Source organism: Rhizobium sp. RAF56, assembly GCF_052113965.1.
Taxonomy (GTDB): Bacteria; Pseudomonadota; Alphaproteobacteria; order Rhizobiales; family Rhizobiaceae; genus Rhizobium.
In genome coordinates this window covers 16,189-40,291 of record NZ_JBFRDU010000011.1, presented here as the reverse complement: position 1 = coordinate 40,291, position 24,103 = coordinate 16,189, and the positions used below count along the sequence as shown (strand labels likewise).

Below are 24,103 nucleotides of genomic sequence, written 5' to 3'. Positions count from 1 at the left end.
AAGGACGGCAAATGCATACGATACCGAAAACGATCAGAGCCCCCTTCTCGGCCTTCCTAGCCTTCTCCATCGGCGTGGTCGGGCTCCCCTTCGCGGGGGCACCCACACTAGTCCAGACAGCCAAGGCCTTTGCGGAAGGCTCCGAGTCCATTGTGACCATCGCCGGGATCGGCAGCAAGCGTCGCCTCAAGCTCGGTCTCAACAAGGCCGTTGTCGTTGATCTGCCCGCTGAGGCGCACGACATTCTCGTTTCCGATCCGAAGATGGCGGATGCCGTGACGCGGACCTCGCGCCGCATCTACCTTTTCGGCAAGATGGTCGGTCAGACGAATATCTTCGTCTTTGGCGCCAACGGTCAGGAGATCGTCAGCCTCGACATCGAGATCGAGCGCGACATCGCCGGTTTGCAGGCAAATCTCAAGCGCTTCATTCCGGACTCCAACATCAACGTCGAGATCGTTTCCGACAACATCGTCCTCACCGGCTCGGTCCGAACGCCACAGGACGCCGCGCAGGCGGCCCAACTCGCCGGCGCCTTCCTGACGGGCGGCGAGGCGACGACGCGGACGGAAACCGCAACGGGAAGCGGCGGTGACGGTTCGGTGGCGCTCTTTGCCGAAAATCGTCAATCGTCGCAGATCGTCAATCTCTTGCAGATCGAGGGTGAAGACCAGGTGACGTTGAAGGTCACGGTCGCCGAGGTCAAACGCAGCGTGCTGAAGCAACTCGGCTTCGACAACCTGATCTCGAATTCATCCGGCCTCACCGTCGCGCAACTCGGAAGCCCGGCCGATAGCTCACTTGCTGCCACCGCCGGCGGCGGCCTTGCTGCTCTCTTCAAGAGCACCATCGGCAAGTACGACATCTCCACCTATCTGAACGCGATGGAGCAGGCAAAGGCGATCCGCACGCTTGCCGAACCCACGCTGACCGCGATTTCGGGACAGAGCGCCACCTTCAATTCCGGCGGCCAGACGCTTTACTCCTCCACCGACAACGACGGCAATGTCACCCTGACACCCTATGACTACGGTATCAGCCTCGCCTTCACGCCGGTCGTTTTGGCGGCGGGCCGCATCAGCCTTCACATCCAGACGCAGGTCTCGGAGCCGCTCGCCGGCACCCAGGGCGCGACCTATAACCGTCGCGCCGCCGACACCTCGGTCGAACTGCCGTCCGGCGGCTCGATCGCGCTTGCCGGCTTGCTGAGCGACAACATCCAGCAGACGATGAATGGAACGCCGGGCGTCTCGAAGATCCCGATCCTCGGCACTCTGTTTAGACAGAAGAGCTTCGAGCGCGACGAGAGCGAACTGGTCATCATCGCGACGCCCTACCTGGTGCGGCCGGTGGCGCGCAACCTGCTGGCTCGTCCCGACGACAACTTCTCGCCGACCGGCGATGCCGCCACCTTCTTCCTCAACCGTGTGAACAAGCTCTATGGCCGCCGCGACGTGCCGGTCGCGGATGCGAATTTCCACGGTTCCGTCGGCTTCATCTACAAGTGAGCGGGAGCGGACGATGATGAAAACCCCCTTCAACAGCGCAAGAGACCACCTCATGGCCCGCGTCGATCACCATAGCTGCCTATCCGCCCTGCGTTCGGCCTCGGCGCTTGTCGTCTTGGCCGCCGCCGCAGTCAGTTGCGCAAGTCCCAAGGACAGCTTGACGACCGGCGGCATCGCCGACGACTACCGCGAACGCCATCCGATCGTCATCACACAGGCCGAGCATAGTGTCGATATCCCGGTTTTCCCCGGCGACCGCCGCCTCACCGTCGGAACGCGCGATACGATCCGCGGCTTTGCGCAGGACTACCGGACCCATGCGACCGGCACGATCGAAGTCCTGTCGCCGCAGGGCGCCGCCAACGCAGATGCGGTCCCGACGCTCAGAAAGCAGATCCGCCATGAGTTGGTCGCCGGCGGGATTTCGTCTCCGCGCATCGTCGACAGCTTCTATCCGGCTGGTGGTGCAGGCGACGCCGCGCCGATCCGCCTGCGTTTCCTGGCAACGACCGCCGTTACCAATAGCTGCGGTGAATGGCCGAAGGACTTGAACGACAACGCCTTCGACAATCAGAACTGGTACAATTTCGGCTGCGCGGGACAGAATAATCTCGCCGCCCAGATCGCCAATCCGACCGATCTCGTCGCGCCACGCGCCACGTCTCCGATCGACGCCGATCAGCGCGCCAATGTCATCAAGACCTATCGCACCTCCGGTTCGACCCTATCGGGTGGTACCGGCGGCGGTAGCAGCGGCTTTTGACGGAGCGAGAAGATGAGCGCCATCGAATACGACATCGACAATGAGCCGCAGCGCAGCCTCGACGAGGACACGTTTCGCGTCGGCGACCTTGACCATATGCGCCCATTGCCGCGCATCTCGATCCATGCCTTCTGCGAGAGCGACACGCTGCAGAACCTGATGGAGCGATGCGGGCGCGACCGGCGCATGGCGAAGGTCAACCTCAGGGTCACCAGCGGCGGCATCGCGGCGGCGGCGAACATGTTCGCCAACTCATCGACGCCCAATCTCATCATCCTCGAAACACGCTCCAGCCCGGCGACCCTGCTTGCAGACCTCGCTCCGCTGGCAGGCGTCTGCGATCCGAGCACGAAGGTCGTCGTCGTCGGCTACCACAACGACATTCCGCTCTACCGCGACCTCATCCGCGCCGGCATTTCCGAGTATATGGTTCAGCCGGTGTCGATACCCGACATCATGGCGGCGATGGCCGGCATCTTCATCGATCCGGACGCCGAACCGCTCGGCCGCAGCATCGCCTTCATCGGTGCGAAAGGCGGCGTGGGCGCCTCGACCCTTGCCCACAACTGCGCCTTTGGCATATCGAGCCTGTTTTCGACCGAAACCATCCTCGCCGATCTCGACTTGCCCTACGGCACCGCCAATATCGATTTCGACCAGGATCCTGCTCAGGGCATCGCCGAAGCGGTCTTTGCTCCCGAGCGCCTCGATGAGGTCTTCCTCGATCGACTGCTGACGAAATGCTCGGCGCATCTGTCGTTGCTGGCTGCACCCTCGATGCTCGACCGGACTTATGATTTCGACGGACAGGCGTTCCAGCCGGTGCTCGACGTTCTTCAGCGCAGCTCCCCCGTCAGCGTGCTCGACGTGCCGCACATGTGGTCGGAATGGACGCGTTCGGTGCTTTCCGCGGTCGATGAGGTGGTCATCTGCGCCATCCCTGATCTCGCCAATCTGCGCAACACGAAAAACATGCTGGACGCTTTGCGCAAGCTGCGGCCCAACGACAAGGCGGCTCATCTCATCCTCAATCAGGTCGGCATGCCGAAGCGCCCGGAAATCGGTCCCGCCGAATTCTGCGAGCCGCTAGAGACCGAGCCGGTTGCGATCATTCCCTTCGACATCAACCTGTTCGGCAATGCGGCCAATAGCGGCCGAATGATCGCCGAAATGGATCCGAAGTCGCCGATCGCCGAGACCTTTTCGCAGATCGCCCACATCGTGACGGGACGGGTGGCGGCCAAGAAGGCGAAAAGGGGCGGTCTTCTCGGTCTCCTCAGGCGCAAGTAGTGCGCTTGCTCAGATAGTTGAATTTCTGGATTAGAACTGGATCGACGGCATGTTCGGCAAACGCGGGAATGAAACATCGCCAAGAGCGGCAGCGGCGCCCTCTGTAGCGCCGACGACACGCACGCCACCGCCGGCCGTGCTGATGGAGCCGGTTGTCGAACAGGGCCGCCAGACAGCGGCGTCGCCGCAGGCAGCACCACGCCGGCGACCGCAGCGCACTGAAGAATACTATGACACCAAGTCGCAGGTTTTTTCCGCGCTGATCGATACGATCGACCTGTCGCAGCTTTCCAAGCTCGACAGCGAGAGCGCGCGCGAAGAGATACGCGACATCGTCAACGACATCATCACCATCAAGAACTATGCGATGTCGATCTCCGAGCAGGAGGAACTGCTCGAGGACATCTGCAACGACGTGCTCGGCTACGGTCCGCTGGAGCCGCTGCTGGCGCGCGACGATATCGCCGATATCATGGTGAACGGCGCCGGCCAAACCTTCATCGAAGTGGGCGGCAAGACGATCGAATCGGAAATTCGCTTCCGGGACAACAGCCAGCTTTTGTCCGTCTGCCAGCGTATCGTCAGCCAGGTCGGTCGCCGCGTCGACGAATCGAGCCCGATCTGCGACGCGCGCCTGCCGGACGGGTCTCGTGTCAACGTCATTGCCCCGCCGCTCGCCATCGACGGCCCGGCGCTCACCATCCGTAAGTTCAAGAAGGACAAGCTGACGCTCGATCAGCTCGTTCGCTTCGGCGCGATCACGCCGGAGGGGGCGACGATCTTGCAGATCATCGGCCGGGTGCGCTGCAATGTGGTTATTTCCGGCGGTACCGGCTCGGGCAAGACGACGCTTCTCAACTGCCTGACGCGCTATATCGATACCGACGAGCGCGTCATCACCTGCGAGGACACGGCGGAACTGCAGCTGCAGCAGCCGCATGTGGTGCGCCTGGAAACGCGGCCGGCAAACATCGAGGGCGAGGGCGAAATTACCATGCGCGACCTCGTCAAGAACTGCCTGCGCATGCGGCCCGAGCGCATCATCGTCGGCGAAGTGCGCGGACCCGAGGTTTTCGACCTCTTGCAGGCCATGAACACCGGTCACGACGGTTCGATGGGCACGATCCACGCCAACACGCCGCGCGAGTGCCTCAGCCGTATGGAATCGATGATTGCCATGGGAGGCTTCAGCCTTCCGGCAAAGACCGTGCGCGAAATCATCTCCAGTTCCGTCGACGTGGTCATCCAGGCCGCTCGTCTTCGCGACGGTTCGCGTCGCATCACGCAGATCACCGAGGTGGTCGGCATGGAAGGCGACGTCATCATCACGCAGGACCTGGTCCGCTACGAGATCGACGGCGAGGACGCCGGCGGCCGCCTGATCGGACGCCACATTTCGACCGGTATCGGCAAGCCGCATTTCTGGGACCGGGCGCGCTACTACAATGAAGAGAAGCGGCTGGCCGCTGCCCTCGATGCCATGGAAGAACAATCCAAATAGGTATTCCCGCAATGTTCGGTATGGATCCGACTATACTGTTGATCGTTCTGCTCGCTGCCGTCTCCGCGGCGGCGGTGTGCTATGGCGTGCTCTATTCGCGGATCGAAACGGAAAAGAAGGCGGCGAGCCGCGTCAGCCGCGTCAAGGCGGCCGAAACGGACGGCAACAAGGTCAAGGCGGCTCACGACCGCGTACAAGAACTGTCGAAGCGCCGCAAATCCGTGCAGGACTCCCTCAAGGAGCTTGAAAAGCAGAACCTGGAAAAGAAGAAATCGAACCTGACGATGAAGGCGCGCCTGTCGCAGGCGGGGCTGCGGCTCACGCCGGCGAAGTTCTACATTTTCAGCATCCTTTTCGGCATCGTCGGTTTTCTCTTCGCCTTCGTCGCCGGCGCGCCGCTGGCTATCCTTATCGGTCTGCCATTCGCGCTTGCCTTCGGCCTGCCGCGCTGGGTGGTCAGCTTTCTGATCAAGCGCCGGCAGAACAAGTTTCTTGACGAACTCCCAAACGCGCTCGACGTCATCGTGCGCTCGATCCGATCGGGCCTGCCGCTCAACGATGCCGTTCGGCTCGTCGCCGCCGAGGCGCGTGACCCGGTAAAGACGGAATTCCGTCGCATCGTCGAAAGCCAGCAGGTGGGCCTCAGCATTGCAGATGCCTGCGCCCGCATGACGAACTACATGCCGCTGCAGGAAGTAAACTTCTTCGCGATCGTCATCACCATCCAGGCCCAGGCCGGCGGCAATCTGTCGGAAGCACTCGGCAATCTGTCGCGGGTGCTGCGCGAGCGCAAGAAGATGAAGGCGAAGGTCAAGGCATTGTCGATGGAAGCGAAGGCCTCGGCCGTCATCATCGGCGCCCTGCCGTTCATCGTGGCGACGCTCGTCTACCTGACCTCTCCGGCCTACATGGCGATCCTTTTCACCGACCCGCGCGGTCACCTGATCATGGCCGGCGCCGGCGTCTGGATGTCGATCGGCATTTTTGTCATGCGCAACATGGTCAATTTCGAAATCTGACCGAGGGAAAGACACCATGACCGCCGATCTCGCCCGCCAGCTCACCAATCCGGGCCTCATCCTCGCCGTTCTGGTGGCGATTGCAGTCTTTGCGACCTTCTATACGATCGCGGTCCCCTATTTCGAACGCGGCGACCTCAACAAGCGCATGAAGGCGGTCTCCACCGAACGCGACCAGATCCGTGCCCGCGAGCGCGCCAAGATGAACGAAGGCGGCAAGGTAACGCTGCGGGCCCAAAACAATCGTTCCGTCCGGCAGATCGTGGAAAAGTTCAATCTGCGCGAGGCGCTTGTCGATACGGGCACGTTGAACCGGCTGCGCGCCGCCGGCTTCCGTTCCGAAAACGCCCTTAACGTCTTCCTGTTGGCGCGCTTTCTGCTGCCCTTCCTATTCCTGACGGCGGCCATCACGTGGGTCTTCGTACTCGGCCATCTGGTCGAAAGGCCCTTCGCCCTGCGCGTTCTCGCCGTGATCGGCTTTGCCTATCTCGGCTTCTACTCGCCGATCATTTTCATTTCGAATCGCATGGGGAAGCGGCAGAAATCGATCAAGCGGGCATGGCCTGATGCACTCGATCTGATGCTCATCTGCGTCGAATCCGGGATTTCAATCGAGGCGGGCCTGCGTCGTGTGGCCGAAGAAATGGCAAGCGCGTCGCCGGAGCTTGCCGAGGAGATGGTGCTCACCACCGCGGAACTGTCCTTTCTGCAGGACCGCCGCAGCGCGTTCGACAACCTTGCCAACCGCACGCAGCTTAGTCAGGTCAAGGCAGTCACCCAGGCGCTTATTCAGGCTGAGCGCTATGGCACGCCGATCGGCCAGGCGTTGCGCGTATTGGCGCAGGAGAGTCGCGACGAGCGCATGAACGACGCGGAAAAGAAGGCCGCTGCCCTGCCGCCGAAGCTCACGGTTCCGATGATCCTCTTCTTCCTGCCGGTGCTGATCGCCGTCATTCTCGGGCCTGCCGGCATCCAGGTGGCCGACCGGTTCTAGCCATGACAACTGCGTTGCGGCGTTCCGCAGCGCGCTATAGTCTCCCTTCCGTCGCGGCAAGGTTGGATGGATAGGCGTCCTCGCTCGAAGATGCGGACCTTGACCGATCGACCGACTGCGGGAGCCGCTGAATGTCCTCGATCGCCATTTTTCTAAGTATCGTTGCGGCGCTCGCGATCGGCGCGGCCAGCCCCGGTCCGAGCTTCCTTCTCGTCTCTCGAATAGCCGTATCGCGTTCGCGGCGCGCGGGGTTTGCCGCCGCACTTGGAATGGCCGCCGGCGGCGTAACGTTTGCAGTACTTGCCCTGCTTGGCCTCAACGCATTGCTGATGCAGGTCTCATGGCTTTATCTGCTGCTTAAGATTGCCGGGGGTCTCTATCTCATCCATCTCGGCATCCGCATCTGGCGTGGCGCGACACAGCCGCTGGCGATCGAGCCGCCAGATGCGCTCCCGCCCGTGGGAACCGGCCGCAATTTCTGGTTTGGACTGGCCACACAACTGAGCAATCCGAAGACCGCCATCGCTTATGGCAGCATTTTCGCGGCGCTGTTGCCCGCTTCGCCCGATGCCTGGCTTATGGCCGCTTTGCCGCCTGCGGTCTTTGCGGTTGAGGGCGGATGGTATTCGATCGTTGCTTTCGCGTTCTCTTCTGAGCGCCCGCGCACCGTCTATCTGCGCCTCAAGGCGCATCTCGATCGGGTGGCTGGCGTCGTCATGGGCGCCCTGGGCCTCCGGCTGCTGTCGGAAGGCCTTCTTCGGCGTGTCTGACCAATTCCAGGTCTATACGCCTGTTCTCAGTTGACGGTGTTCTTGCTCTCGCTTGAGGCCAGCTTTTGCCAGGAGTTCTGCTGCGAGATCATGGCGCGCAGGTAGGCGACGTTGGCGTCGGCCTGCTGCTGCGAAAGCTCGCGCCGCGCGATCTGTTCAGCTTCCGGGAAGCGGCCTTGCAGGCCGACGACGAGTGCGAGGTTCTGCCGTACGCGGCTGTCTGCGGTCGGCTGGCTCACCGCCGAGCGTAGATAGGTTTCCGCCGTCTTGAGGTCGCTCGTCAGCACGTAGGACATGCCGAGGTTCGAAAGGATAGAGGGTTCGTTGGGCTGGATGTCGAGCGCATCGTGGTACTTCGCCCTTGCTTCGCTTGCGCGGCCGAGCTGATCGAGGATCGCGCCTTGAGCCGAGACCAGCCGCCAGTCCGGTCGGTCAGGCGTTTGCGCCCGTTCGATCGTCGAAAGCGCGTCGTTGAGTTGGCCTGCGGCCGCCTGCGCCTTGCCGTAGGCCGCAAGGACGCCGCGATCGTCGGGATTGGCGATCGCTACCTGCTGCATGACCGCGAGCGCCTGTCCGTTTCGCCCGCTCATCCTCAGCACGTTGGCGTAGTTGACGCCGACATCACGATCCTTGGGGTTGGCGTCGTAGGCCTTGCCGAGCGAGGCGGCGGCGTCGGAGAGTTCGGTGGCCGTCATCTCGTCCACGGGCTTGGAAAGCTTGGGAATGGAGCCGGTGACCGTGCGGTCCTTGCCCGCCGTCGTCGAGCAGCCTGCGAGCGTGAGCGCCAGCAGCGATGCGAGAACGCCTTGCCATATGCGAAATTTGAAAGAATGCGTAGCTGCCGAAGCAATCATGGTGGCGAGATCCCTGAAATCCGTAACGCGCCTGGCCTCTAAACGGAACAGGGAAGGTTTGACGCAATCTTCGTTCCAGCAATACTCTGTTAACCCTAACAGAGCGTTAATCTGCCGATTCGCGGATGAGATTATTAAGGACAGTCATGGCCCCCTATCAGTTTATCGACCGACCGACCCCTTTCAATACGAGTGGTGGCAATACCCTTCCAATCTTCGCAGTGACGCCCGCGCACATCGAAACCGGTACGATTGAACCGCTTGCGCTCGATTGGGCACGCAAGGCCGGCTACAAGGCCGAGAGCGGTTCGCTCCTCCTCATCCCCACTGCCGAGGGTTCCCTTGGGGGCGCTTTGTTCGGTCTCGGTACCAACCCCTCCGAGCAGCCGTTCCTGGCGGGCAGGCTCGCGCGTTCGTTGCCCGCCGGCGATTGGCACATCGAAACCGCGCCGCTGACGGCGAACCGCCTCTCGCTCGGTTTCGGCCTCGGCAGCTATCGCTTTGAACGCTACAAGTCGGAGAAGGCAGCCGCGCCGAGGCTCATGATCCCGCGCGACGCGGACGCCGCCGATATCAAGCGCCAGCTTGCCGGCGTTTTCCTTGCCCGCGACCTCATCAACATGCCCACCAACGAAATGGGCCCCGATCAGCTCGAGGCGGCCTTCCGCGAACTTGCAGCGCATTACAAGGCCGAGGTCACGACCATCGTCGGCAATAATCTGCTCAAGGAGAATTTTCCGCTGATCCACACGGTGGGCCGCGCCAGCGCCGACGCGCCACGGCTTCTGGAAATGCGCTGGGGCAAGAAGGGTCACCGCCGCATCACGCTGGTCGGCAAGGGCGTCTGCTTCGACACCGGTGGCCTCGACATCAAGCCGGCCTCATCGATGCTGCTGATGAAGAAGGACATGGGCGGTGCCGCCAATGTCATGGGTCTTGCGCTGATGATCATGGATGCGAAACTGAAGGTCGATTTGCGCGTCATCATTCCCGTCGTTGAGAACTCGATTTCGTCGAACGCTTTCCGCCCTGGCGACATCTACAAAAGCCGCAAGGGCTTGACCGTGCAGATCGACAATACGGATGCCGAGGGCCGGCTCATCCTTGCCGACGCGCTCGCCTATGCGGATGAGGACGCCCCCGACCTGATGATCGATCTTGCGACGCTGACGGGCGCTGCCCGTGTGGCGCTCGGCCCTGACGTGCCGGCCTTCTTTACCGACGACCGGGCGCTTGCCCACGAGATCAACGAGTCGAGCATCGAGACCGACGATCCGCTGTGGCGCCTGCCCCTCTACATGGGCTACGACCGGGATATTCGCTCGAAGTTCGCCGATCTCACCAACGCACCAGCCGGCGGCATGGCCGGCTCGATCACGGCGGCGCTCTTTCTCAAACGTTTCGTCACCAAGACGAAGAGCTGGGCACACTTCGACATTTTCGGCTGGGCGCCCTCCGAGCGGCCTCACGCGCCCGGTGGCGGCGAGGCGCAGACGATCCGCGCGCTCTACCACTGCATTCGCAACAGTCTCTGATGGATATTCGCGGAGGCAACCCTTGAAACCGCCACGATCCCCAGGCTAAATGAAACGGCAGCGTAATGATTGTCGGAGTTCCGTTTGCCGCTCGACATTTCCGCCTCGCAGGCTCTCGGCCTTTGGCACGGCGTTGCGCTGGAGCAGGTTCGGCGCGATGATCGCGACCTGACGTTAAGGCAGATCGCGATCCTTCTGCATATCTACCTCGTGCCGCCGCCGCATACCGTGCGCGGGCTCGCCGCCACCCTCGAGGTCACCAAGCCGGTGATCACCCGCGCGCTTGACACGATGGGTGAGATGGGATTGGTCGATAGGGTTCGCGACGAACGCGATCGCCGCAATGTCATTATCAAGCGCACGGTGACGGGCGCTCTCTACCTGGAAAAGCTTGGGGACCTGGTTATCGCCCAGGGCCGCAAGCTGCCGCTTTGAGGACTCCACAACATGATGCTCGATCGACGACTGCACGCTTTTCGCCCCGACCTTGCGGAGGCAGCCCTCGAAGGCAAGGTCGAAGCGACACGTTTCGTGACCGGCGCCGGCGCGCGTGTCAGCGCGACAGTCGTCGGCCTGCGTCCACAGCCCGATCTTGCCCGCGGCATCGATACCGAACTCCTGCGCGGCGAGGAGGTGACCATCTTCGATCGCAAGGACGGCTGGTGCTGGGTGAAGGCGAAGTCGGACGGCTATGTCGGCTATCTGCCGGAGGCCGCCGTTTCGGAAAGCCAGCTTGAGCCGACGCACATCGTGGTGCCGCAGCGCACGCCCGTCTATGGCGAACCGGAGCTGCGCAAGCCCGCGGTCGGCGCATTGTCGATGGGCAGCCGCGTGCGCGTCGTCGACACGGCTGAAGCGCGCCGGAACCGCTACGTCGTCCTCGATGACGGCACTGCGCTGTTTGCCGCCCACGTGAAGCCGATCGCGGAGATCGGCGGAGACTACGTCGAGATTGCCGCGCGTTTCCTCGAAACGCCCTATCTCTGGGGCGGACGCTCCGGCTTCGGCATCGACTGCTCCGGCCTGGTGCAGCTCGCGCTCATGATGTCGGGGCGCGCCGCGCCTCGCGACACCGACATGCAGGCGGCCGGCCTCGGCACGCCGATTGCGCGGGAAGAGCTTCGGCGCGGTGATCTGGTCTTCTGGAAGGGGCATGTGGCTGTCATGGAAGATCCCGAGACGATCATCCATGCGAACGGCCACACCATGACGGTCGCGCGCGAGAACTTCGTCGCGGCCATCGACCGCATCGGCTGGCTCTACGAGCAGCCGAACGGCTATCGCCGTCCGGGCTGATCGCCGCGCGGAACCCGTCGGGTTGCGCCGTTGTCTCGGTCAAACGTAAATCCGTTCATGGAGGGAGAGGGCATATGTCGACGTCGATGGCCACCAAGGTGAGCGATATCATGGGTGATAGCCGCCTTTCCAAGGATCGCAAGATCGAGGAATTGCGCAAGCTGCGGGCGGAGGCGCGCGGCGTGCAGCGCGCCGGAAGCGAGAGCGCGATGAGCGCCGACGACGGCTTGCAAAACGATCTGCGCGTCGTTGAAAAAGCCTTGGGCGAACTCGACGGCGATATCGAGGAAAAGGGTGCGGCAACGCTGTAGCGCATCCGGCATCCGCCTCCGCATTGCAGGAAGCGCGGCTATGAAGGACGCTCCGGCCAGCGCTTGACGCCACCGGTCCACGTCTCGAAAGCTTTCGACAATTTCAGGACGCGGATGTCGTCGAAGCGCGGCGCGACGATCTGCAGCCCGATCGGCATGCCCGAGCGGGAGAAGCCGCAATTGATCGACGCTGCCGGCTGTTCCGACATGTTCCACGGCACCGTGAAGCAAATGTGGTCGAATGGCCGGGCCGGATCGTTGGTGGGCGACGCCCATTCAGCCGGATAGGAAACGACGGGATTGACCGGCGAAAGCAACGCGTCCAGCTTCGAAAAGGTCTCGGCGCAGGCCCTGCGCATGTCGATCGTCCGGTTGAAGCCGCGCACCGCATCGACGCCGCTGATCGCCGCGCCCCCCTCTGCCCAGCAGCGGACGTAAGGCAGGATGGTGTCGCGCCGCTCCTGGCTGAGCGCCGCCATATCTCCCCAGAATTTGGCGCGCCAGAAGAGATCAAGGCCGTCAAGCATCTGCCGCGTCATCACCGGCGCCACGGGCACGATCGTCGCGCCCGCCGCTTCGAACCGGCTGGCGGCGGCGCTGACGGCGTCCAGTACCTCGGCGTCCACGGCAAGGCCGCAGCCGGCCTCGAGCATCAGTCCGATCCGCATGCCGCGCACGTCAACGTCGAGCGCCATCCAGTCGAAGTCGTTCGGCGGCAAGCTCGTGGCGTCGCGGCTATCCGGGCGCGATAGCGTCGCCATCGCGAAGGCGGCATCCTCGACGCGGCGCGTCATCGGCCCGGCGCAGCGGCCGACATAGTAGGGGTCGATGGGAATGCGCCCGAGGCTGGGCTTGAAACCGAATACGCCGGTCCAGCCCGCAGGCAGGCGCACCGAGCCGCCGATATCGGTTCCGATGTGCAGCGGCCCGCAGCCCGCGGCCGCGGCCGCCGAAGCTCCGGCGCTGGAGCCGCCGGGATTCTGCGACGGGTTCCAGGGGTTGCGGCTGAGCTTGTGGAAGCTCGACAGGCCGGAAGACAGCATGCCGTAATCCGGACAAGTCGTTTTGGCGAAGATCACCGCTCCGTCTTCGCGCAGGCGGGCGGCGACGGGAGCGTCCGCGGCGACCGGCACCAGCTCGGTTGCGCGGGTGCCCAGCGGCACTGGTTGACCCTTCGTGGCAATCAGCTCCTTGAGCGTAACCGGCACGCCATCGAGTGGCCCAAGCGGGGCGCCTCTTGCCCATCGCTCTGTCGATGCAGCGGCCTGACGGCGGGCATCGTCGGGATCATAGGCATAGAGCGCGGCAATCACCGGCTCCCAGGCTGCGATATGCGGTTCAAGGGCGAGCCAGTATTCGAGCGGCGAAAATCTCTTCTGCCGGTAGGACCGGACGAGGTCGGGGATCGAGAGGTCGAGTATATCCGTCATGGGAGATATCCTCGTCCCATGCCGCTATCCCTGGGGTCAAGGAGATCGCGCAGCCCGTCGCCGATGAGGTTGAAGCCGAGGACGGCAATCGCGACCGCCAGTCCGGGCAGGATCGCCAGCCACGGCGCCAGCGCCAGATAGGTCTGCGCGTCTGCCAGCATGCGGCCCCAACTCGGGGCCGGCGGCGGGACGCCGAGGCCGAGGAAGCTCAGGCCCGCCTCGGTCAGGATAGCAAGCCCGAGCTGGATCGTCGCCTGCACGATGATCGGGCTCAGGATATTCGGCAGCACGTGGCGTGTCGTGATGGTAAGCCGCGAGTTGCCGATGGCGCGCGCTGCCAGCACATAGTCTCGGCTCCAGGCCTGCAGGGCGGCGCCCAGCGCGACGCGGGCAAAGACCGGGATCATGAACACGGCAATCGCGATGATGGCCGTGAGACGGCCCGCACCCAGGAAGGCACCCAGAACCATGGCCGACAGGATCGGCGGAAACGCGAAGACGACGTCGCAGGCACGCATCACCAGCGTTTCAAAAAGGCCGCGCAGCCCTGCGGCGCTGACGCCGACGAGCGTGCCGATCGCGCCGCCGATCGTAACCGCCGTCGCGGCTATCGAAAGCGAATTCCAGCATCCGACCATCAGCAGGGAAAGTACGTCGCGGCCGAACGCGTCGGTGCCGAGGAGCCCGTAGGCGAGGGGTGGCTGCAGCTTGTGGGCGATCTGCATTTTCGCCGGCGGCAGCGGTGTCCAGACAAGCGATAGAAGCGCGATCGCTGCAAGGGCCGTGATCAGGGTCAGGCCCACCAAGAGATTGCCGCGACGCCTGATGTGCATGAAGCGAACCCGGCGCTCGACGGCCGCAGGGGCGAGGATCGCCGTCATGTCGCGCCTCGCTTTTCCCGCAGTCGCGGATCTATGGCGAGGTAGGAAAGGTCGACGAGAAAATTCATGACGATGACAAGGCCGGCAAAGAACAGGACCACGTCCTGCATGACGACTACGTCGCGCTGGCTGAGCGCCTGATAGGCGAGGCGCCCAAGGCCCGGCAGGTTGAAGACGTTCTCGATGAGCACCGCCCCCGCGATCAGGAAAGTGAATTGCAGCCCGAGGATGGTGAGGATCGGCACCAGCGCATTCGGCACGACGTGGCTCCAGAGCACGTTGCGGCGCGAGAGGCCCTTGGCGCGGGCGGTGCGGATGAAATCCTCGTGCAGGACTTCGAGCACGGCGGTGCGCGTCACCCGCGTCAGCACGCCGGCCTGCGGCAGCGCCAGCGCCACCGCAGGCAGCGCCAATGCCTTCATCGCCGGCACGATGCCCTCATTCCAGCCCGGAAAGCCGCCCGCCGGCATCCAGCCGAGCGTCGTCGAAAAGAGAAGGATGAGGAGCAGCGCCACCCAGAATCCGGGGACTGCGATGCTTATCTGCGAAATGAAAGAGGCCACGATATCGGCGAGACCATTGCGCCGCGCCGCCGCGGCAACCCCAAGCGGCAGCGCGATCAAAACGGACAGGACGATCGCCAGCAGCGCGAGCGGCAAGGTGACCGCGAGCCGCTCGATGATGAGGCCCGCGACGGGCACGCCATAGGTGGAAGATTGTCCGAGGTCGCCGGAAAGCGCCCCGGCAAGCCACGCGAGGTAGCGCAAGAGCAGCGGCCGGTCGAGGCCCATCTCGTGACGCAATGCGGCGAGCGTCTCGGGTGACGCCGACGTGCCCAGCATGATCGATGCGGGATCGCCGGGCAGGATCGCCATCACCGCGAAAATCAGCAGCGACACTGCGAGCAGCGTCACGACCAGACCCAGGAAGCGCTGTGTCAGAAGTGCGATCATTGCCTATCCATGGCCGGCCGATGCTGGCGCCCGTAGCTTATTCCTCCCAATGGACGTTGGTCAGGACGTTGGAAGGGATCGGCTCGTTTTCCCAGAGGCCCTTCAGCTTGCGGTCCCAGACGCCGAGTTTCGGCATGACGAAAAGGTAGAGTGCCGGCACGTCCTCGGCCAGGATCTTCTGCGCCTCGCCGTAGAGGCTGTTTTGCTCGGCGGGATCCGCGGTCTCCTGGATTTTCGTCATCAGGGCGTTGAAGTCCGGGTTCTTGTAGTTGAAGTAGTAGGGATCGCGCGAATAGATGTCGATGTCCATCGGCTCGGCGTGGGCGACGATCGTCATGTCGTAGTCGTGGCCGGTAAAGACGTCATGCACCCATTTCGCGGGAAATTCCGTGGGCTCGATATTCATCGTCACGCCGATGTCTGAAAGCATCGCCTGCATCACCTCGGCGCTGCGCGGCGCATAGGCCATCTGCGGCACCTTGATGGTGAAGGTGAAACCATTTGGATAGCCGGCTTCCGAAAGCAGTGCCTTTGCCTTGGCGGGATCGAATGGGAGTGTGCCGGTCAGGTCGATGAAGCCGGGATCGTTCGGGGTGTAGTGGCTGCCGATCGGCGTGCCGAGACCGGACCAGGCGCCGTCGACGATGGTCTTGCGGTCGAGCGCCATCATCAGCGCCCGGCGCACGCGCTTGTCGTCAAAGGGTTTGCGGGCAGTGTTCATGCCGGCAATGACCTTGAGCTCGGTGTTGCCGACGTTGGTCTTCAGGCGAGCGTCTCCCTCGAAGGAGGGCATCAGTTCCGGCGCGGCGAATTCGGGGAAGGCGTCGATGTCGCCCGCCTTCAGCGCTGCGGTCTCCGCCTGCGGATCGGCGATGAAGCGGAAGGTCGCCTTGTCGAGTTTGACCGAGACGTCCTTGTCCCAATAGTCCGGGTTCCTGACGAGATCGACATGATCGCCCTTCGTCCACGTAGAGAACTTGAAGGGGCCTGTGCCGATCGGCGTCGTCTTGTTGTCGCCGGCGGATTTTGGTGCGACCATCACGGAAGACGGCCAGCCGAGCCAGTAGAGCAGGCTGCCCGTCGGCGAGGAGAGATGCAGCACCAGCGTTTCGGGATCGGGCGTGTCGATCGAGGCGATGGTCGAGAAGAAGCGCTTCTGCGGATTGACGGAGCCGGCGCCGCGCGCGCGGTCGAGCGCAAACTTCGCGACCGCAGAATCGAACACTTCGCCATCATGGAAGTTGACGCCGCTTTGCAGCTTGAATGTATAAGTCAACCCGTCGGCGGAAATCTCCCAGCTCCTGGCAAGCTGCGGCAGGATCTTGCCGCTCTCGTTGATAGTGACCAACCCTTCGAAGACGTTCTGCCAAGTCACCTGACCGATGGCGACGGGGGCTGCGATCGTCGGATCGAGGCCCGCCGGCTCAATCGCCATGCCGAGCTTGATGTCGGTGCGGACGGCGGCATGAGCGGGCACAAGTCCGGAAAGCATGACGATCCCGGCGATAGCGACGCCAGCCGTCAGCCGGCGAAGCTGGTGCCGGAACTGTTTGCCGAGGGGAGGGAGCGTCGGGTTGAGCATGCTTTTTCCTTGATCGTGACCCCGTGGGGATATTTCAAAATAGCGGTGATTGAAAAGACGGGAACAAGCTTTGAACCCTTCAGCCAATCGTTCCGTGGCGGTCGCGCCAGGAAGCCTGCGCGCCTTCGAACGGCAGCGCCGTCGCCTCGTAGACGCCGCGCCCGATCGCGCGCGCCGTCACGACGGTCGCAAGATGGCAAAGTTCTAAAAAGTCGGCGAAGTCCCGCAATGGCCGAGCACCGGTCGATGCCGCAAAGACCGTATCGCCGTCGAAGGGCAGATGGGCTGGCAGGAGGGCGCGGGAGAAGCCGCCATGCGCCATCACCGAGAGCCGATGCGCCTGCGCCTTGGTGAGCGTAGCATCGGTCACGACCATGCCGAGGGTCGTGGCCGTGACATTGACGCCCTTCAGCCGCATTGCCGTGTCCGCTGGGCCAAAGGATGGCGGCAGACCGAGCCCGCCGAATTCCTCCTCCCGTTCAAAGGGCGCCGCCCAGAAATGCGGTCCTTCGCCGACTGTGGCCGAGCCGAGCGCGTTGACGGCAACGAGCGCGGCGATCCGATGGCCGGATGCGCTGACGGCGCTCGACGAGCCGAGCCCGCCCTTGGCGGTCGCCGTCGTCGCTCCCGTGCCGGCACCGACGGTGCCGAGCGCAAACGCCCCCTTGCGGGCAGCGCGGAACGCCTCATAGCCCATCTCACGATAGGGGGAATGCCGACCCCAATCCTTGTCGCCGCCGTTCAAAAGGTCCATCAGGATCGCTTGCGGAACGATCGGCACGCGTGTCGTGCCCACCTGCAGCCCACGCCCGGCCTCACGCAGGCCGGCCTGCACGCCGCCTGCCGCATCGAGGCCGAAGGCGGAGCCGCCGGAGAGCACCAGCGCATCGACGGCTTCAACGGTCATCGCGGGATCGAGCAGCGCCGTGTCACGTCCGCCAGGCGCGCCGCCGAGCACGAGGCCCGAGGCGATGGCGGGGGCATCGAAGACGATAGCGGTAACGCCCGATCCGAGCCCCAGATCGGTCGCATGGCCAACGGAAACCCCGTCGATGTCGGTGAGGAGGTTGTGCAGATCGGCCACTCAAAATCCTTCGCATTCTGTTCGCGAGACGCGAAACTGCGCCAGAGGATAGGACCGCAAAGAGGCTGAAAACGCAAGACCGCCCCGGCTGGGCCGGAGCGGTCGAAAATCTCTTCCTCGTATTGATCGCCCGTCGTGCCGTCTCGACGGCAACAGGGCAATAATATCATGCGTGCAGAGGTGCCGCCTGGCGGTTTGCCAGGAGCTCGCGGATGGCCAATCTCACCTCGTCCGCTGTGCTGAAACGCTGTTCGTCTAGGTCATGCACATGATACTTGACCGCGATGAACTTCAGCTGGTCGTTATCCGGAACGACGATGCCGACGGGCACTCCCGCGTACTCGATTACTTGCTTTTTCATGCATACACTCCCACTGCGCGTGAACCTGCGCAGAAATGGCGAATTGACGATTTGAATCCGGTAGGAAGACGAACGTCACATTCGACAGCGCGGGCCTGAGAGTGCGCCCGAGCGGTCATGGCCTCGCATCGACCGCCCAAGGAATGAAGCGATGACTATATTTTTCAGCATGTCACTTCCCTAGTTGGCGTTGCGTTTCGGGGCGGTCCCAGGAGCGGGAAGGCCACCGGTGAAGGCGTTATTCTCTACTTTATTTGTAGACAATAACGAAGTTGACATCAAAATCATATTCCGAATGATGTCAAAATATCGACGTTCGGGAAAATAAAATTCCAACGTGACCGCAATCGAGGAGAAACATCGCCGTCTCTTCATCGACTATGGCCAGCGCAAGCCGAACCGTCGAACATTGCCGAAGATAGGCTCTGACAGCGCTTTCGACAATGCCTCTAAACGGCTAAAGTCGACCTGCCGCGCGCTCATCCGAAAGGCTGGGTGCGGTTACCGCCGACCCTCACCAACCCTCTTCCAGCACCTTTTCAAGGGCTTTCAGGAAGAAGTCGGCGCTTTCCGGCTTGAGGCAAAGCGGCGGCTTGATCTTCAACACATTCAGGTGATCGCCGGTCGGCTGCATGATGACGCCAAGCGAAAGCAGCCTGTCGCAGATCGCCGCCGTCTCTTCCGTCGCCGGTTCCAGCGAATCATGGTCGCGGACGAATTCCAGGCCGAGGTAGAGCCCCAGGCCGTGGACGGCACCGATGATCGGAAAACGCTCCATCATTGCGGCAAGACCCGCTTTCAACCGATCGCCCACGTCGCGGGCATTCTGCTGCAGACCCTCGTCCTTGAGGATGTCGAGGACCGAAAGCCCAACAACGCAGCTGACCGGGCTGCCGCCGGCCGACGAGAAGAAATAGCCTTCCTTGGCGAGCGACTCGGCGATCTCGCGGCGCGTGATGACGGCCCCGAGTGGATGACCGTTGCCCATGCCTTTGGCGACGGTGATGATGTCGGGCACGACACCCTGCTGCTCGAAGCCCCAGAAATAGTGTCCGAGCCGGCCGTAGCCCACCTGCACCTCGTCGGCGATGCACAGGCCGCCGCGGGCGCGCACCTCGCCATAGAGGCGTTCCAGATAGCCGTGCGGCAAGGGAATGCCCCCGGCATTGCCGTAGACAGATTCGCAGATGAAGCCGGCGAGGCCTTCCCCCTTGGCGTCGATCGCCTCGAGGGCCGGCAGGGTGGCATCGAGATAGCCGTCGGCCGAATCAGGTCCGCGGAATTGGCCGCGATAGGTGTTGGGAGATACCGTCGGGTGCACCCAAGCCGGCCGTGTCGTCAATGCCTGCGGATTGTCGGCGATCGAGGTCGAGACGGCGTCGCTCGCGACCGTCCAGCCATGATAGGCCTCCAGCAGGCAGAGCATGTTTCTGGCGCCCGTATGCGCCCAGGCAAGCCGGATCGCCAGATCGTTCGCCTCCGAGCCGCTATTGACCAGAAAGACGCAATCGAGCCCCTCCGGGGCGAGCGCCGCAAGCCTATCGGAAAACTCGGCGATGGCGGCGTAATGAAAGCGTGAATTGGTGTTCAGGCGTGACCACTGATGCTCGACCGCGGCGGCAAGGCGTGGATGGCCGTGGCCGACGAGGGTGACGTTGTTGACCATGTCGAGATAGCTGCGGCCCTCGACGTCGATCAGATGCTCTTCCCAGCCACGTTCCATTTGCGGCGGGCGGTCGTAATAGTGCTTCTGCGGCGGGGCGAAATGCGCTTCGCGCCGCGCCAGGAGATCGTCGTGCTCGACGCATGCGGCCTTGGCGGAGGGCGTCAGCAAGAGGCTTGGCGCGGGGCAGAGCGCCATCCATGCCTCCGCATGATGCGCTGCGCAGAAAAGCGGTGGCACCAGCGACTGCGCCCGGCAGAGCTGGATGCGCATTCCGCCCATGGTACCGGCGTCGCCGCCAACGATGCCAAACTGCTCGCCCTTCGCCACGTCCGTGTCTTCTTCGAGGCTGCAATCGACACCGTCGAGATGCAGGCTGATGGTGTCGCCGACAAGGACCAGATGTTGGCCGAGCCACTGGATCGTCCCAGCGAAAGGGGCGCTGACAACCGTGCCGGCGGCGAGGCAAACGTCGTTGTGCAGGGCAAGGGTCTGCGGCGGCTCGAGGCTCAGGGGTTCAGCGCGAGAGAGGCGATACTCGCCGTAGCGTGTCGTTGCCACGCCGGATTCGAGCGCTGCCTTTGCCAGAAGCCGCCAGTCCATGTCCGGTTTCAGCCAGTTGCCGGCGACGAGATGAGGACTTGTAACGGAAAGATCCACGGCGGAAATCGAGTCCGGTCCGATGTCGGGCAGGAGCGGAGCCCAATCGGCGGTGTCGATGGCAGGCAGGTCGTGACCCACGCAACGCAGGATCGCCGCTTCCATCAGGTCGGCATGCGCATTGGTGGCGACTTCGAAGATCTCGCGCTCATAGGCGAGGTTGCCGCGCACGTACTCGTTGTCCGGATCGACGGAGAGCTGATGCTCGCCGCTAGCCGACAGGATGACAGCCCGCGCCACGATCAGCGGCCAAAGCGCCTTCAGCTCGGCTTCGTTCAGCGGGTAGATCGCATGATAGGCCTTGACGGCAGGCAGGATACAGAATGGGTCGCCGCCGGCATGATGCAGCAACGAGGCGCAGGTGACGGCCAGATCGCCCACCAGCCAGCCATGGATGATGTCGCCGAAGTCGATCACGCCGTCCGGCAGCGGATGGCCATGGGTGTCCGGACGGCTGACGACGTTGTCATCCGTCACGTCGTGATGAACCGCCTGCACGCGCAAACCCCGCGCCAGGGGTTGGATGCGCTTGACCGCGGTGACCATCGCCTTGGCGATACGGTCGCGCGCCTCGTGGTTGCCGATCGCCGACAGAAGGTGCACGGCAACAGGTCCGGCCCGACGCAGATCCCATTGAAGGTTGCGGTCGAGGCCGGGATGATTGAAGTCGGCGAGATCGCGCGCAAGGCGAGCGCAGACCGCACCCAGCGCTTCGACGGTAGCAACCGGCAAATGCTTCCGCCCGGTGAGCGACTGCCCATCGAGATATTCGAGCACGCGGACCTGATAGTCCTGGTCGCGCACGCGCACTGTCACGATATCCTTACCGTCGATCGACGCGACGACGCCGGGCACGCGCGGCGCATTGGGCTTGGCGCGCAGGTGACGGATGGCGGCATTCTGCGCTTCCAGTTCGACCGCCGCATATTCGGCGCGGCAGATCTTGATGACGTAGCGCGCATCGTCGGCATCGACGCGATAGTTGCGGTCCTGTTGGCTGCCAAGCTCATGCAGGGGGCCGGACAGGCGATAGTGCTCGCGAAGAATAGCTGCTGCTTCCTCCGGCCCGACGTCGGGTCGAGGCAGTTGCATACGATTTACAAGCGCAGCGTCGGTCATGGCCTCTCCGCGAAAACGATTGCCTGAAGCATAGGCGGAACCCTGCCAGCGGCAAGGCCAAGATGCAATCATCGAAAGGTCCGCGCGTGACCGGCGCCGACACTATTTGGACGGGTGTGGCGGGATATCTGCGCAGGCATCCCGCGAGCCGCAACATGCCACGGTGAGAAGGGCATTTGCAGCCTGCGTGTCAGCCCATGCGTTCGGAAGCGTAGCTGCCCGGGCTTGCGGGGAAGACGATGGTGCGGTTGCCGTTGATAAAGGCGCGGTGGTGGATATGGGCGTGGATCGCCCGGGCGAGCACCTGGCTTTCAACGTCGCGGCCCATGGAGACATAGTCGTCGGGGCTCTGAGCGTGGGTGACCCGCACCGTGTCCTGTTCGATGATCGGACCCTCGTCGAGGTCGGCGGTAACATAGTGGGCGGTGGCCCCGATCAGCTTCACGCCACGCTCATAGGCCTGCTTGTAAGGGTTTGCACCCTTGAACGACGGCAGGAAGGAGTGGTGGATGTTGATGATGCGGCCCGACATCTTCTGGCACATGGCGTCTGAAAGAACCTGCATGTAGCGCGCCAGCACGATCAACTCTGCGCCCGTCTGGTCGACGAGGTCGAGCAGTTGCGCTTCAGCCTGCGGTTTGTTTTCCTTGGTCACCCTGATGTAGTGGAAGGGGATGTCGTGGTTCACGACGACCTTCTGGTAGTCGAAATGGTTGGAGACGACGCCGACGATGTCGATTGGCAGGGCGCCGATCTTCCAGCGGTAGAGCAGGTCGTTCAGGCAATGGCCGAAACGCGACACCATCAGCAGAACCTTCATGCGCCTTTCGGCATCGTGGATGAGGGCGTCCATGCCGAATTTGGCCGCGACCGGTTTAAAGCCTTCGCTTAGGGCATCCGGGGTGGCGCCTTCCTCCGAGATGAAGCTGACGCGCATGAAGAACTTGCCGGTGTCGAGGTCGTCGAACTGGGAAGAGTCCACGATGTTGCAGCCCTGGTCGGCCAGATAATTCGCGATCGCCGCGACGATACCACGGGTCGACTGGCACGATACCGTCAAAACATAGCTCTTCATCTTAGTTCCCTCTTCACCGGCCGTTCCCGACCGTCTGCTTAGTTGAAACGGATTGCGCCGCATAGCCCTGCGCAATCGGCGCATGACCCCGGATGACCAGCGCTTTTGCTTAGACTGACGTGTGATCGCCGGAAAGTCCGTCCAACTTGCGCCTTCGACACGCGTATCCCCGTCGTCAGAGGAAAGCGGATACTATTCGGCAGCGGTCGCTGTGCTCTGGTTGGGCTCGACGGCTCCGCGGCTTCGCATTGCCAGCCGCCCCTCGCTAAATTTCAGGTGGCCGACGAGCAACCACAGGATCCCGGCGGTTTTCATGGAAAAGATAGCTGTCGAACCGATCATGAGGTTGAGGAACATGAAGAGCGACAGTGCGTGCGACAGCCGCCGCTGGTTTGCCGTTTCGCCTGCCGGGTAAAGGGCGACGAAGAGCCAGAAGAGGATGAGGCCGAAGATCGTCGCGCCATAGGCGATGTAAACGTAGCCGCTGTCGACGAACGTGGTTGCCCGATCAAGCGACAGCCCGATCGCGGCAGGCAGGTCCATGCCCATGATATGGTTGACGGTGACGTTGATGCGGCCGACAAAATTGTCGCCCGTCTTGTTGGGATCGAGCAAGTGGATGACGAACCCCGCGAGAATGATCAACGGCATCATCAGAAAATCGAAGACCTTTGGGATCCACGGATAGACGAAGTAGCCGGCCAGGCTGACGATGCTGAAGATCAGCATGGTCCGCGTGTCGTTGGTTGCCAGTATCAGCATCGCCGTGCCGGTGAGGGCGATCCGATCGAACATCCCCAGGCGGTTGGAGAAGCTGACGAGATAGATGACGATCACGCCGCAGAAATTGGCGAGCGACACCTGCTCCAGAAAGATCGACGAGGAGCGGTGGTCGATCAGTCCGAAGGAAAAGCGACCCTCAAAGCCGAGAGCTCCGCGGAAAAGCCCGAGATCGCTGTAGGTCGCCGGCGCAACGCCGCGGGTGTTCTGAAAATATTCGGCCGGATGAAAAAGCGCCACATAGGCGTGAACCGAGACGATCTCGCAGATGAGGATCGCAAGAACCGTGAGGCAGCATGTCCTGAAGACGAGCTTCAACGTCCGGGCATTGGTCCAGCGGCCGAGAACGACGAAAGCGAAGATGATCAGCACGTTGCGAAGATGGTCTAGATAGACCGAGCGATTGACTGCCATGACGTAGATCGTCAGCACGACGGTCAGCAGCAGGTAGCCGAGCGGCGCGAGATCCTCCTCGTAGATGCCTTTCTTGAGGATTAGAAGGAAGCTGAAGCCGAGTAGCACCATCTCGCTCATCGCCACCGGCGCGCTCGTGAGCGGCATGATGTTGTGGTTGATGAAAGCCAGGATAGCGTTGTAGGTGACGGAAAGCACGCCGATGGCGACGATGCCATAGTCGACGTTCTGCTTCGTCCCCTCTGTCGGAGCGCCCATAC

21 protein-coding genes are annotated in these 24,103 nt (G+C 62.9%); 11 read left to right on the top strand and 10 right to left on the bottom strand.

The window, feature by feature from the left end:
• Positions 1-11: 11 nt before the first annotated feature.
• The 7 genes from AB4048_RS11260 (at position 12) to AB4048_RS11230 (ending at position 7,845) form a co-directional block, all read left to right on the top strand.
• Positions 12-1,508 carry a type II and III secretion system protein family protein gene (locus AB4048_RS11260; RefSeq protein WP_442202041.1) on the top strand — a complete coding sequence of 499 codons (1,497 nt, stop codon included), beginning with the start codon at positions 12-14 and terminating at the stop codon, positions 1,506-1,508.
• Between the two features lie 16 nt (positions 1,509-1,524).
• Positions 1,525-2,271, top strand: coding sequence for a CpaD family pilus assembly protein (locus AB4048_RS11255; protein ID WP_442202158.1), 747 nt, complete (start codon positions 1,525-1,527; stop codon positions 2,269-2,271).
• 12 nt (positions 2,272-2,283) lie between these two features.
• Complete coding sequence (locus AB4048_RS11250; RefSeq protein ID WP_442202040.1) at positions 2,284-3,561, top strand: AAA family ATPase; 1,278 nt, start codon at positions 2,284-2,286, stop codon at positions 3,559-3,561.
• 49 nt (positions 3,562-3,610) lie between these two features.
• Positions 3,611-5,062, top strand: coding sequence for a CpaF family protein (locus tag AB4048_RS11245; protein ID WP_442202039.1), 1,452 nt, complete (start codon positions 3,611-3,613; stop codon positions 5,060-5,062).
• An 11-nt stretch (positions 5,063-5,073) separates the two neighbouring features.
• Positions 5,074-6,081 carry a type II secretion system F family protein gene (locus tag AB4048_RS11240; RefSeq protein WP_442202038.1) on the top strand — a complete coding sequence of 336 codons (1,008 nt, stop codon included), beginning with the start codon at positions 5,074-5,076 and terminating at the stop codon, positions 6,079-6,081.
• Positions 6,082-6,097: 16 nt separating this feature from the next.
• Complete coding sequence (locus tag AB4048_RS11235; protein ID WP_442202037.1) at positions 6,098-7,075, top strand: type II secretion system F family protein; 978 nt, start codon at positions 6,098-6,100, stop codon at positions 7,073-7,075.
• A 131-nt stretch (positions 7,076-7,206) separates the two neighbouring features.
• Positions 7,207-7,845, top strand: coding sequence for a LysE family translocator (locus tag AB4048_RS11230; RefSeq protein ID WP_442202036.1), 639 nt, complete (start codon positions 7,207-7,209; stop codon positions 7,843-7,845).
• Between the two features lie 26 nt (positions 7,846-7,871).
• Here AB4048_RS11230 and AB4048_RS11225 read toward each other — a convergent pair whose 3' ends face one another.
• Entirely contained in the window at positions 7,872-8,699 is an 828-nt protein-coding gene (locus tag AB4048_RS11225) for a tetratricopeptide repeat protein (protein WP_442202035.1), read from the bottom strand.
• 146 nt (positions 8,700-8,845) lie between these two features.
• Here AB4048_RS11225 and AB4048_RS11220 point away from each other — a divergent pair, with 146 nt between their 5' ends.
• The 4 genes from AB4048_RS11220 to AB4048_RS11205 all read left to right on the top strand — a co-directional run bounded on the left by AB4048_RS11220 (position 8,846) and on the right by AB4048_RS11205 (position 11,841).
• A complete protein-coding gene (locus AB4048_RS11220; RefSeq protein WP_442202034.1) occupies positions 8,846-10,234 on the top strand; it encodes a leucyl aminopeptidase family protein in 1,389 nt (462 codons plus the stop codon).
• 84 nt (positions 10,235-10,318) lie between these two features.
• Positions 10,319-10,669 carry a MarR family transcriptional regulator gene (locus tag AB4048_RS11215; RefSeq protein ID WP_442202157.1) on the top strand — a complete coding sequence of 117 codons (351 nt, stop codon included), beginning with the start codon at positions 10,319-10,321 and terminating at the stop codon, positions 10,667-10,669.
• A 12-nt stretch (positions 10,670-10,681) separates the two neighbouring features.
• Complete coding sequence (locus tag AB4048_RS11210; RefSeq protein ID WP_442202033.1) at positions 10,682-11,530, top strand: C40 family peptidase; 849 nt, start codon at positions 10,682-10,684, stop codon at positions 11,528-11,530.
• A gap of 74 nt (positions 11,531-11,604) precedes the next feature.
• Positions 11,605-11,841: a hypothetical protein gene (locus tag AB4048_RS11205; RefSeq protein WP_442202032.1), complete on the top strand. Its 237-nt coding sequence runs from the start codon at positions 11,605-11,607 to the stop codon at positions 11,839-11,841.
• A gap of 38 nt (positions 11,842-11,879) precedes the next feature.
• Here AB4048_RS11205 and AB4048_RS11200 read toward each other — a convergent pair whose 3' ends face one another.
• From AB4048_RS11200 to AB4048_RS11160, 9 genes are all read right to left on the bottom strand, one after another.
• Positions 11,880-13,271, bottom strand: a complete 1,392-nt coding sequence (locus AB4048_RS11200) for an amidase (protein WP_442202031.1) — start codon at positions 13,269-13,271, stop codon at positions 11,880-11,882.
• Positions 13,268-14,152 (bottom strand): ABC transporter permease, encoded by an 885-nt coding sequence (locus tag AB4048_RS11195; RefSeq protein ID WP_442202030.1) that lies wholly within the window; start codon positions 14,150-14,152, stop codon positions 13,268-13,270. Before AB4048_RS11195 ends, AB4048_RS11200 begins: the two co-directional genes overlap by 4 nt.
• Positions 14,149-15,105 (bottom strand): ABC transporter permease, encoded by a 957-nt coding sequence (locus AB4048_RS11190; RefSeq protein ID WP_442202029.1) that lies wholly within the window; start codon positions 15,103-15,105, stop codon positions 14,149-14,151. Before AB4048_RS11190 ends, AB4048_RS11195 begins: the two co-directional genes overlap by 4 nt.
• A gap of 37 nt (positions 15,106-15,142) precedes the next feature.
• A complete protein-coding gene (locus tag AB4048_RS11185) occupies positions 15,143-16,687 on the bottom strand; it encodes an ABC transporter substrate-binding protein (RefSeq protein WP_442202028.1) in 1,545 nt (514 codons plus the stop codon).
• Positions 16,688-16,766: 79 nt separating this feature from the next.
• On the bottom strand, positions 16,767-17,771 hold the full coding sequence (locus AB4048_RS11180; protein WP_442202027.1) for a P1 family peptidase: 1,005 nt from the start codon (positions 17,769-17,771) through the stop codon (positions 16,767-16,769).
• A gap of 166 nt (positions 17,772-17,937) precedes the next feature.
• The gene (locus tag AB4048_RS11175) at positions 17,938-18,132 is read right to left on the bottom strand and encodes a hypothetical protein (RefSeq protein WP_442202026.1); all 195 of its coding nucleotides are present in this window, start codon (positions 18,130-18,132) and stop codon (positions 17,938-17,940) included.
• A 514-nt stretch (positions 18,133-18,646) separates the two neighbouring features.
• Positions 18,647-21,574, bottom strand: a complete 2,928-nt coding sequence (locus tag AB4048_RS11170) for an aminotransferase (RefSeq protein ID WP_442202025.1) — start codon at positions 21,572-21,574, stop codon at positions 18,647-18,649.
• Positions 21,575-21,764: 190 nt separating this feature from the next.
• Entirely contained in the window at positions 21,765-22,649 is an 885-nt protein-coding gene (gene purU / locus AB4048_RS11165) for a formyltetrahydrofolate deformylase (RefSeq protein ID WP_442202024.1), read from the bottom strand.
• 192 nt (positions 22,650-22,841) lie between these two features.
• Positions 22,842-24,101 (bottom strand): hypothetical protein, encoded by a 1,260-nt coding sequence (locus AB4048_RS11160; protein WP_442202023.1) that lies wholly within the window; start codon positions 24,099-24,101, stop codon positions 22,842-22,844.
• Positions 24,102-24,103 lie beyond the last annotated feature (2 nt).

Coding starts and splice junctions, on each gene's coding strand:
- AB4048_RS11260 (WP_442202041.1), top strand. CDS start 12: ATGCATACGATACCGAAAACGATCAGAGCCCCCTTCTCGGCCTTCCTA.
- AB4048_RS11255 (WP_442202158.1), top strand. CDS start 1,525: ATGAAAACCCCCTTCAACAGCGCAAGAGACCACCTCATGGCCCGCGTC.
- AB4048_RS11250 (WP_442202040.1), top strand. CDS start 2,284: ATGAGCGCCATCGAATACGACATCGACAATGAGCCGCAGCGCAGCCTC.
- AB4048_RS11245 (WP_442202039.1), top strand. CDS start 3,611: ATGTTCGGCAAACGCGGGAATGAAACATCGCCAAGAGCGGCAGCGGCG.
- AB4048_RS11240 (WP_442202038.1), top strand. CDS start 5,074: ATGTTCGGTATGGATCCGACTATACTGTTGATCGTTCTGCTCGCTGCC.
- AB4048_RS11235 (WP_442202037.1), top strand. CDS start 6,098: ATGACCGCCGATCTCGCCCGCCAGCTCACCAATCCGGGCCTCATCCTC.
- AB4048_RS11230 (WP_442202036.1), top strand. CDS start 7,207: ATGTCCTCGATCGCCATTTTTCTAAGTATCGTTGCGGCGCTCGCGATC.
- AB4048_RS11225 (WP_442202035.1), bottom strand. CDS start 8,699: ATGATTGCTTCGGCAGCTACGCATTCTTTCAAATTTCGCATATGGCAA.
- AB4048_RS11220 (WP_442202034.1), top strand. CDS start 8,846: ATGGCCCCCTATCAGTTTATCGACCGACCGACCCCTTTCAATACGAGT.
- AB4048_RS11210 (WP_442202033.1), top strand. CDS start 10,682: ATGATGCTCGATCGACGACTGCACGCTTTTCGCCCCGACCTTGCGGAG.
- AB4048_RS11205 (WP_442202032.1), top strand. CDS start 11,605: ATGTCGACGTCGATGGCCACCAAGGTGAGCGATATCATGGGTGATAGC.
- AB4048_RS11200 (WP_442202031.1), bottom strand. CDS start 13,271: ATGACGGATATACTCGACCTCTCGATCCCCGACCTCGTCCGGTCCTAC.
- AB4048_RS11195 (WP_442202030.1), bottom strand. CDS start 14,152: ATGACGGCGATCCTCGCCCCTGCGGCCGTCGAGCGCCGGGTTCGCTTC.
- AB4048_RS11190 (WP_442202029.1), bottom strand. CDS start 15,105: ATGATCGCACTTCTGACACAGCGCTTCCTGGGTCTGGTCGTGACGCTG.
- AB4048_RS11185 (WP_442202028.1), bottom strand. CDS start 16,687: ATGCTCAACCCGACGCTCCCTCCCCTCGGCAAACAGTTCCGGCACCAG.
- AB4048_RS11175 (WP_442202026.1), bottom strand. CDS start 18,132: ATGAAAAAGCAAGTAATCGAGTACGCGGGAGTGCCCGTCGGCATCGTC.
- AB4048_RS11170 (WP_442202025.1), bottom strand. CDS start 21,574: ATGACCGACGCTGCGCTTGTAAATCGTATGCAACTGCCTCGACCCGAC.
- purU (WP_442202024.1), bottom strand. CDS start 22,649: ATGAAGAGCTATGTTTTGACGGTATCGTGCCAGTCGACCCGTGGTATC.
- AB4048_RS11160 (WP_442202023.1), bottom strand. CDS start 24,101: ATGGGCGCTCCGACAGAGGGGACGAAGCAGAACGTCGACTATGGCATC.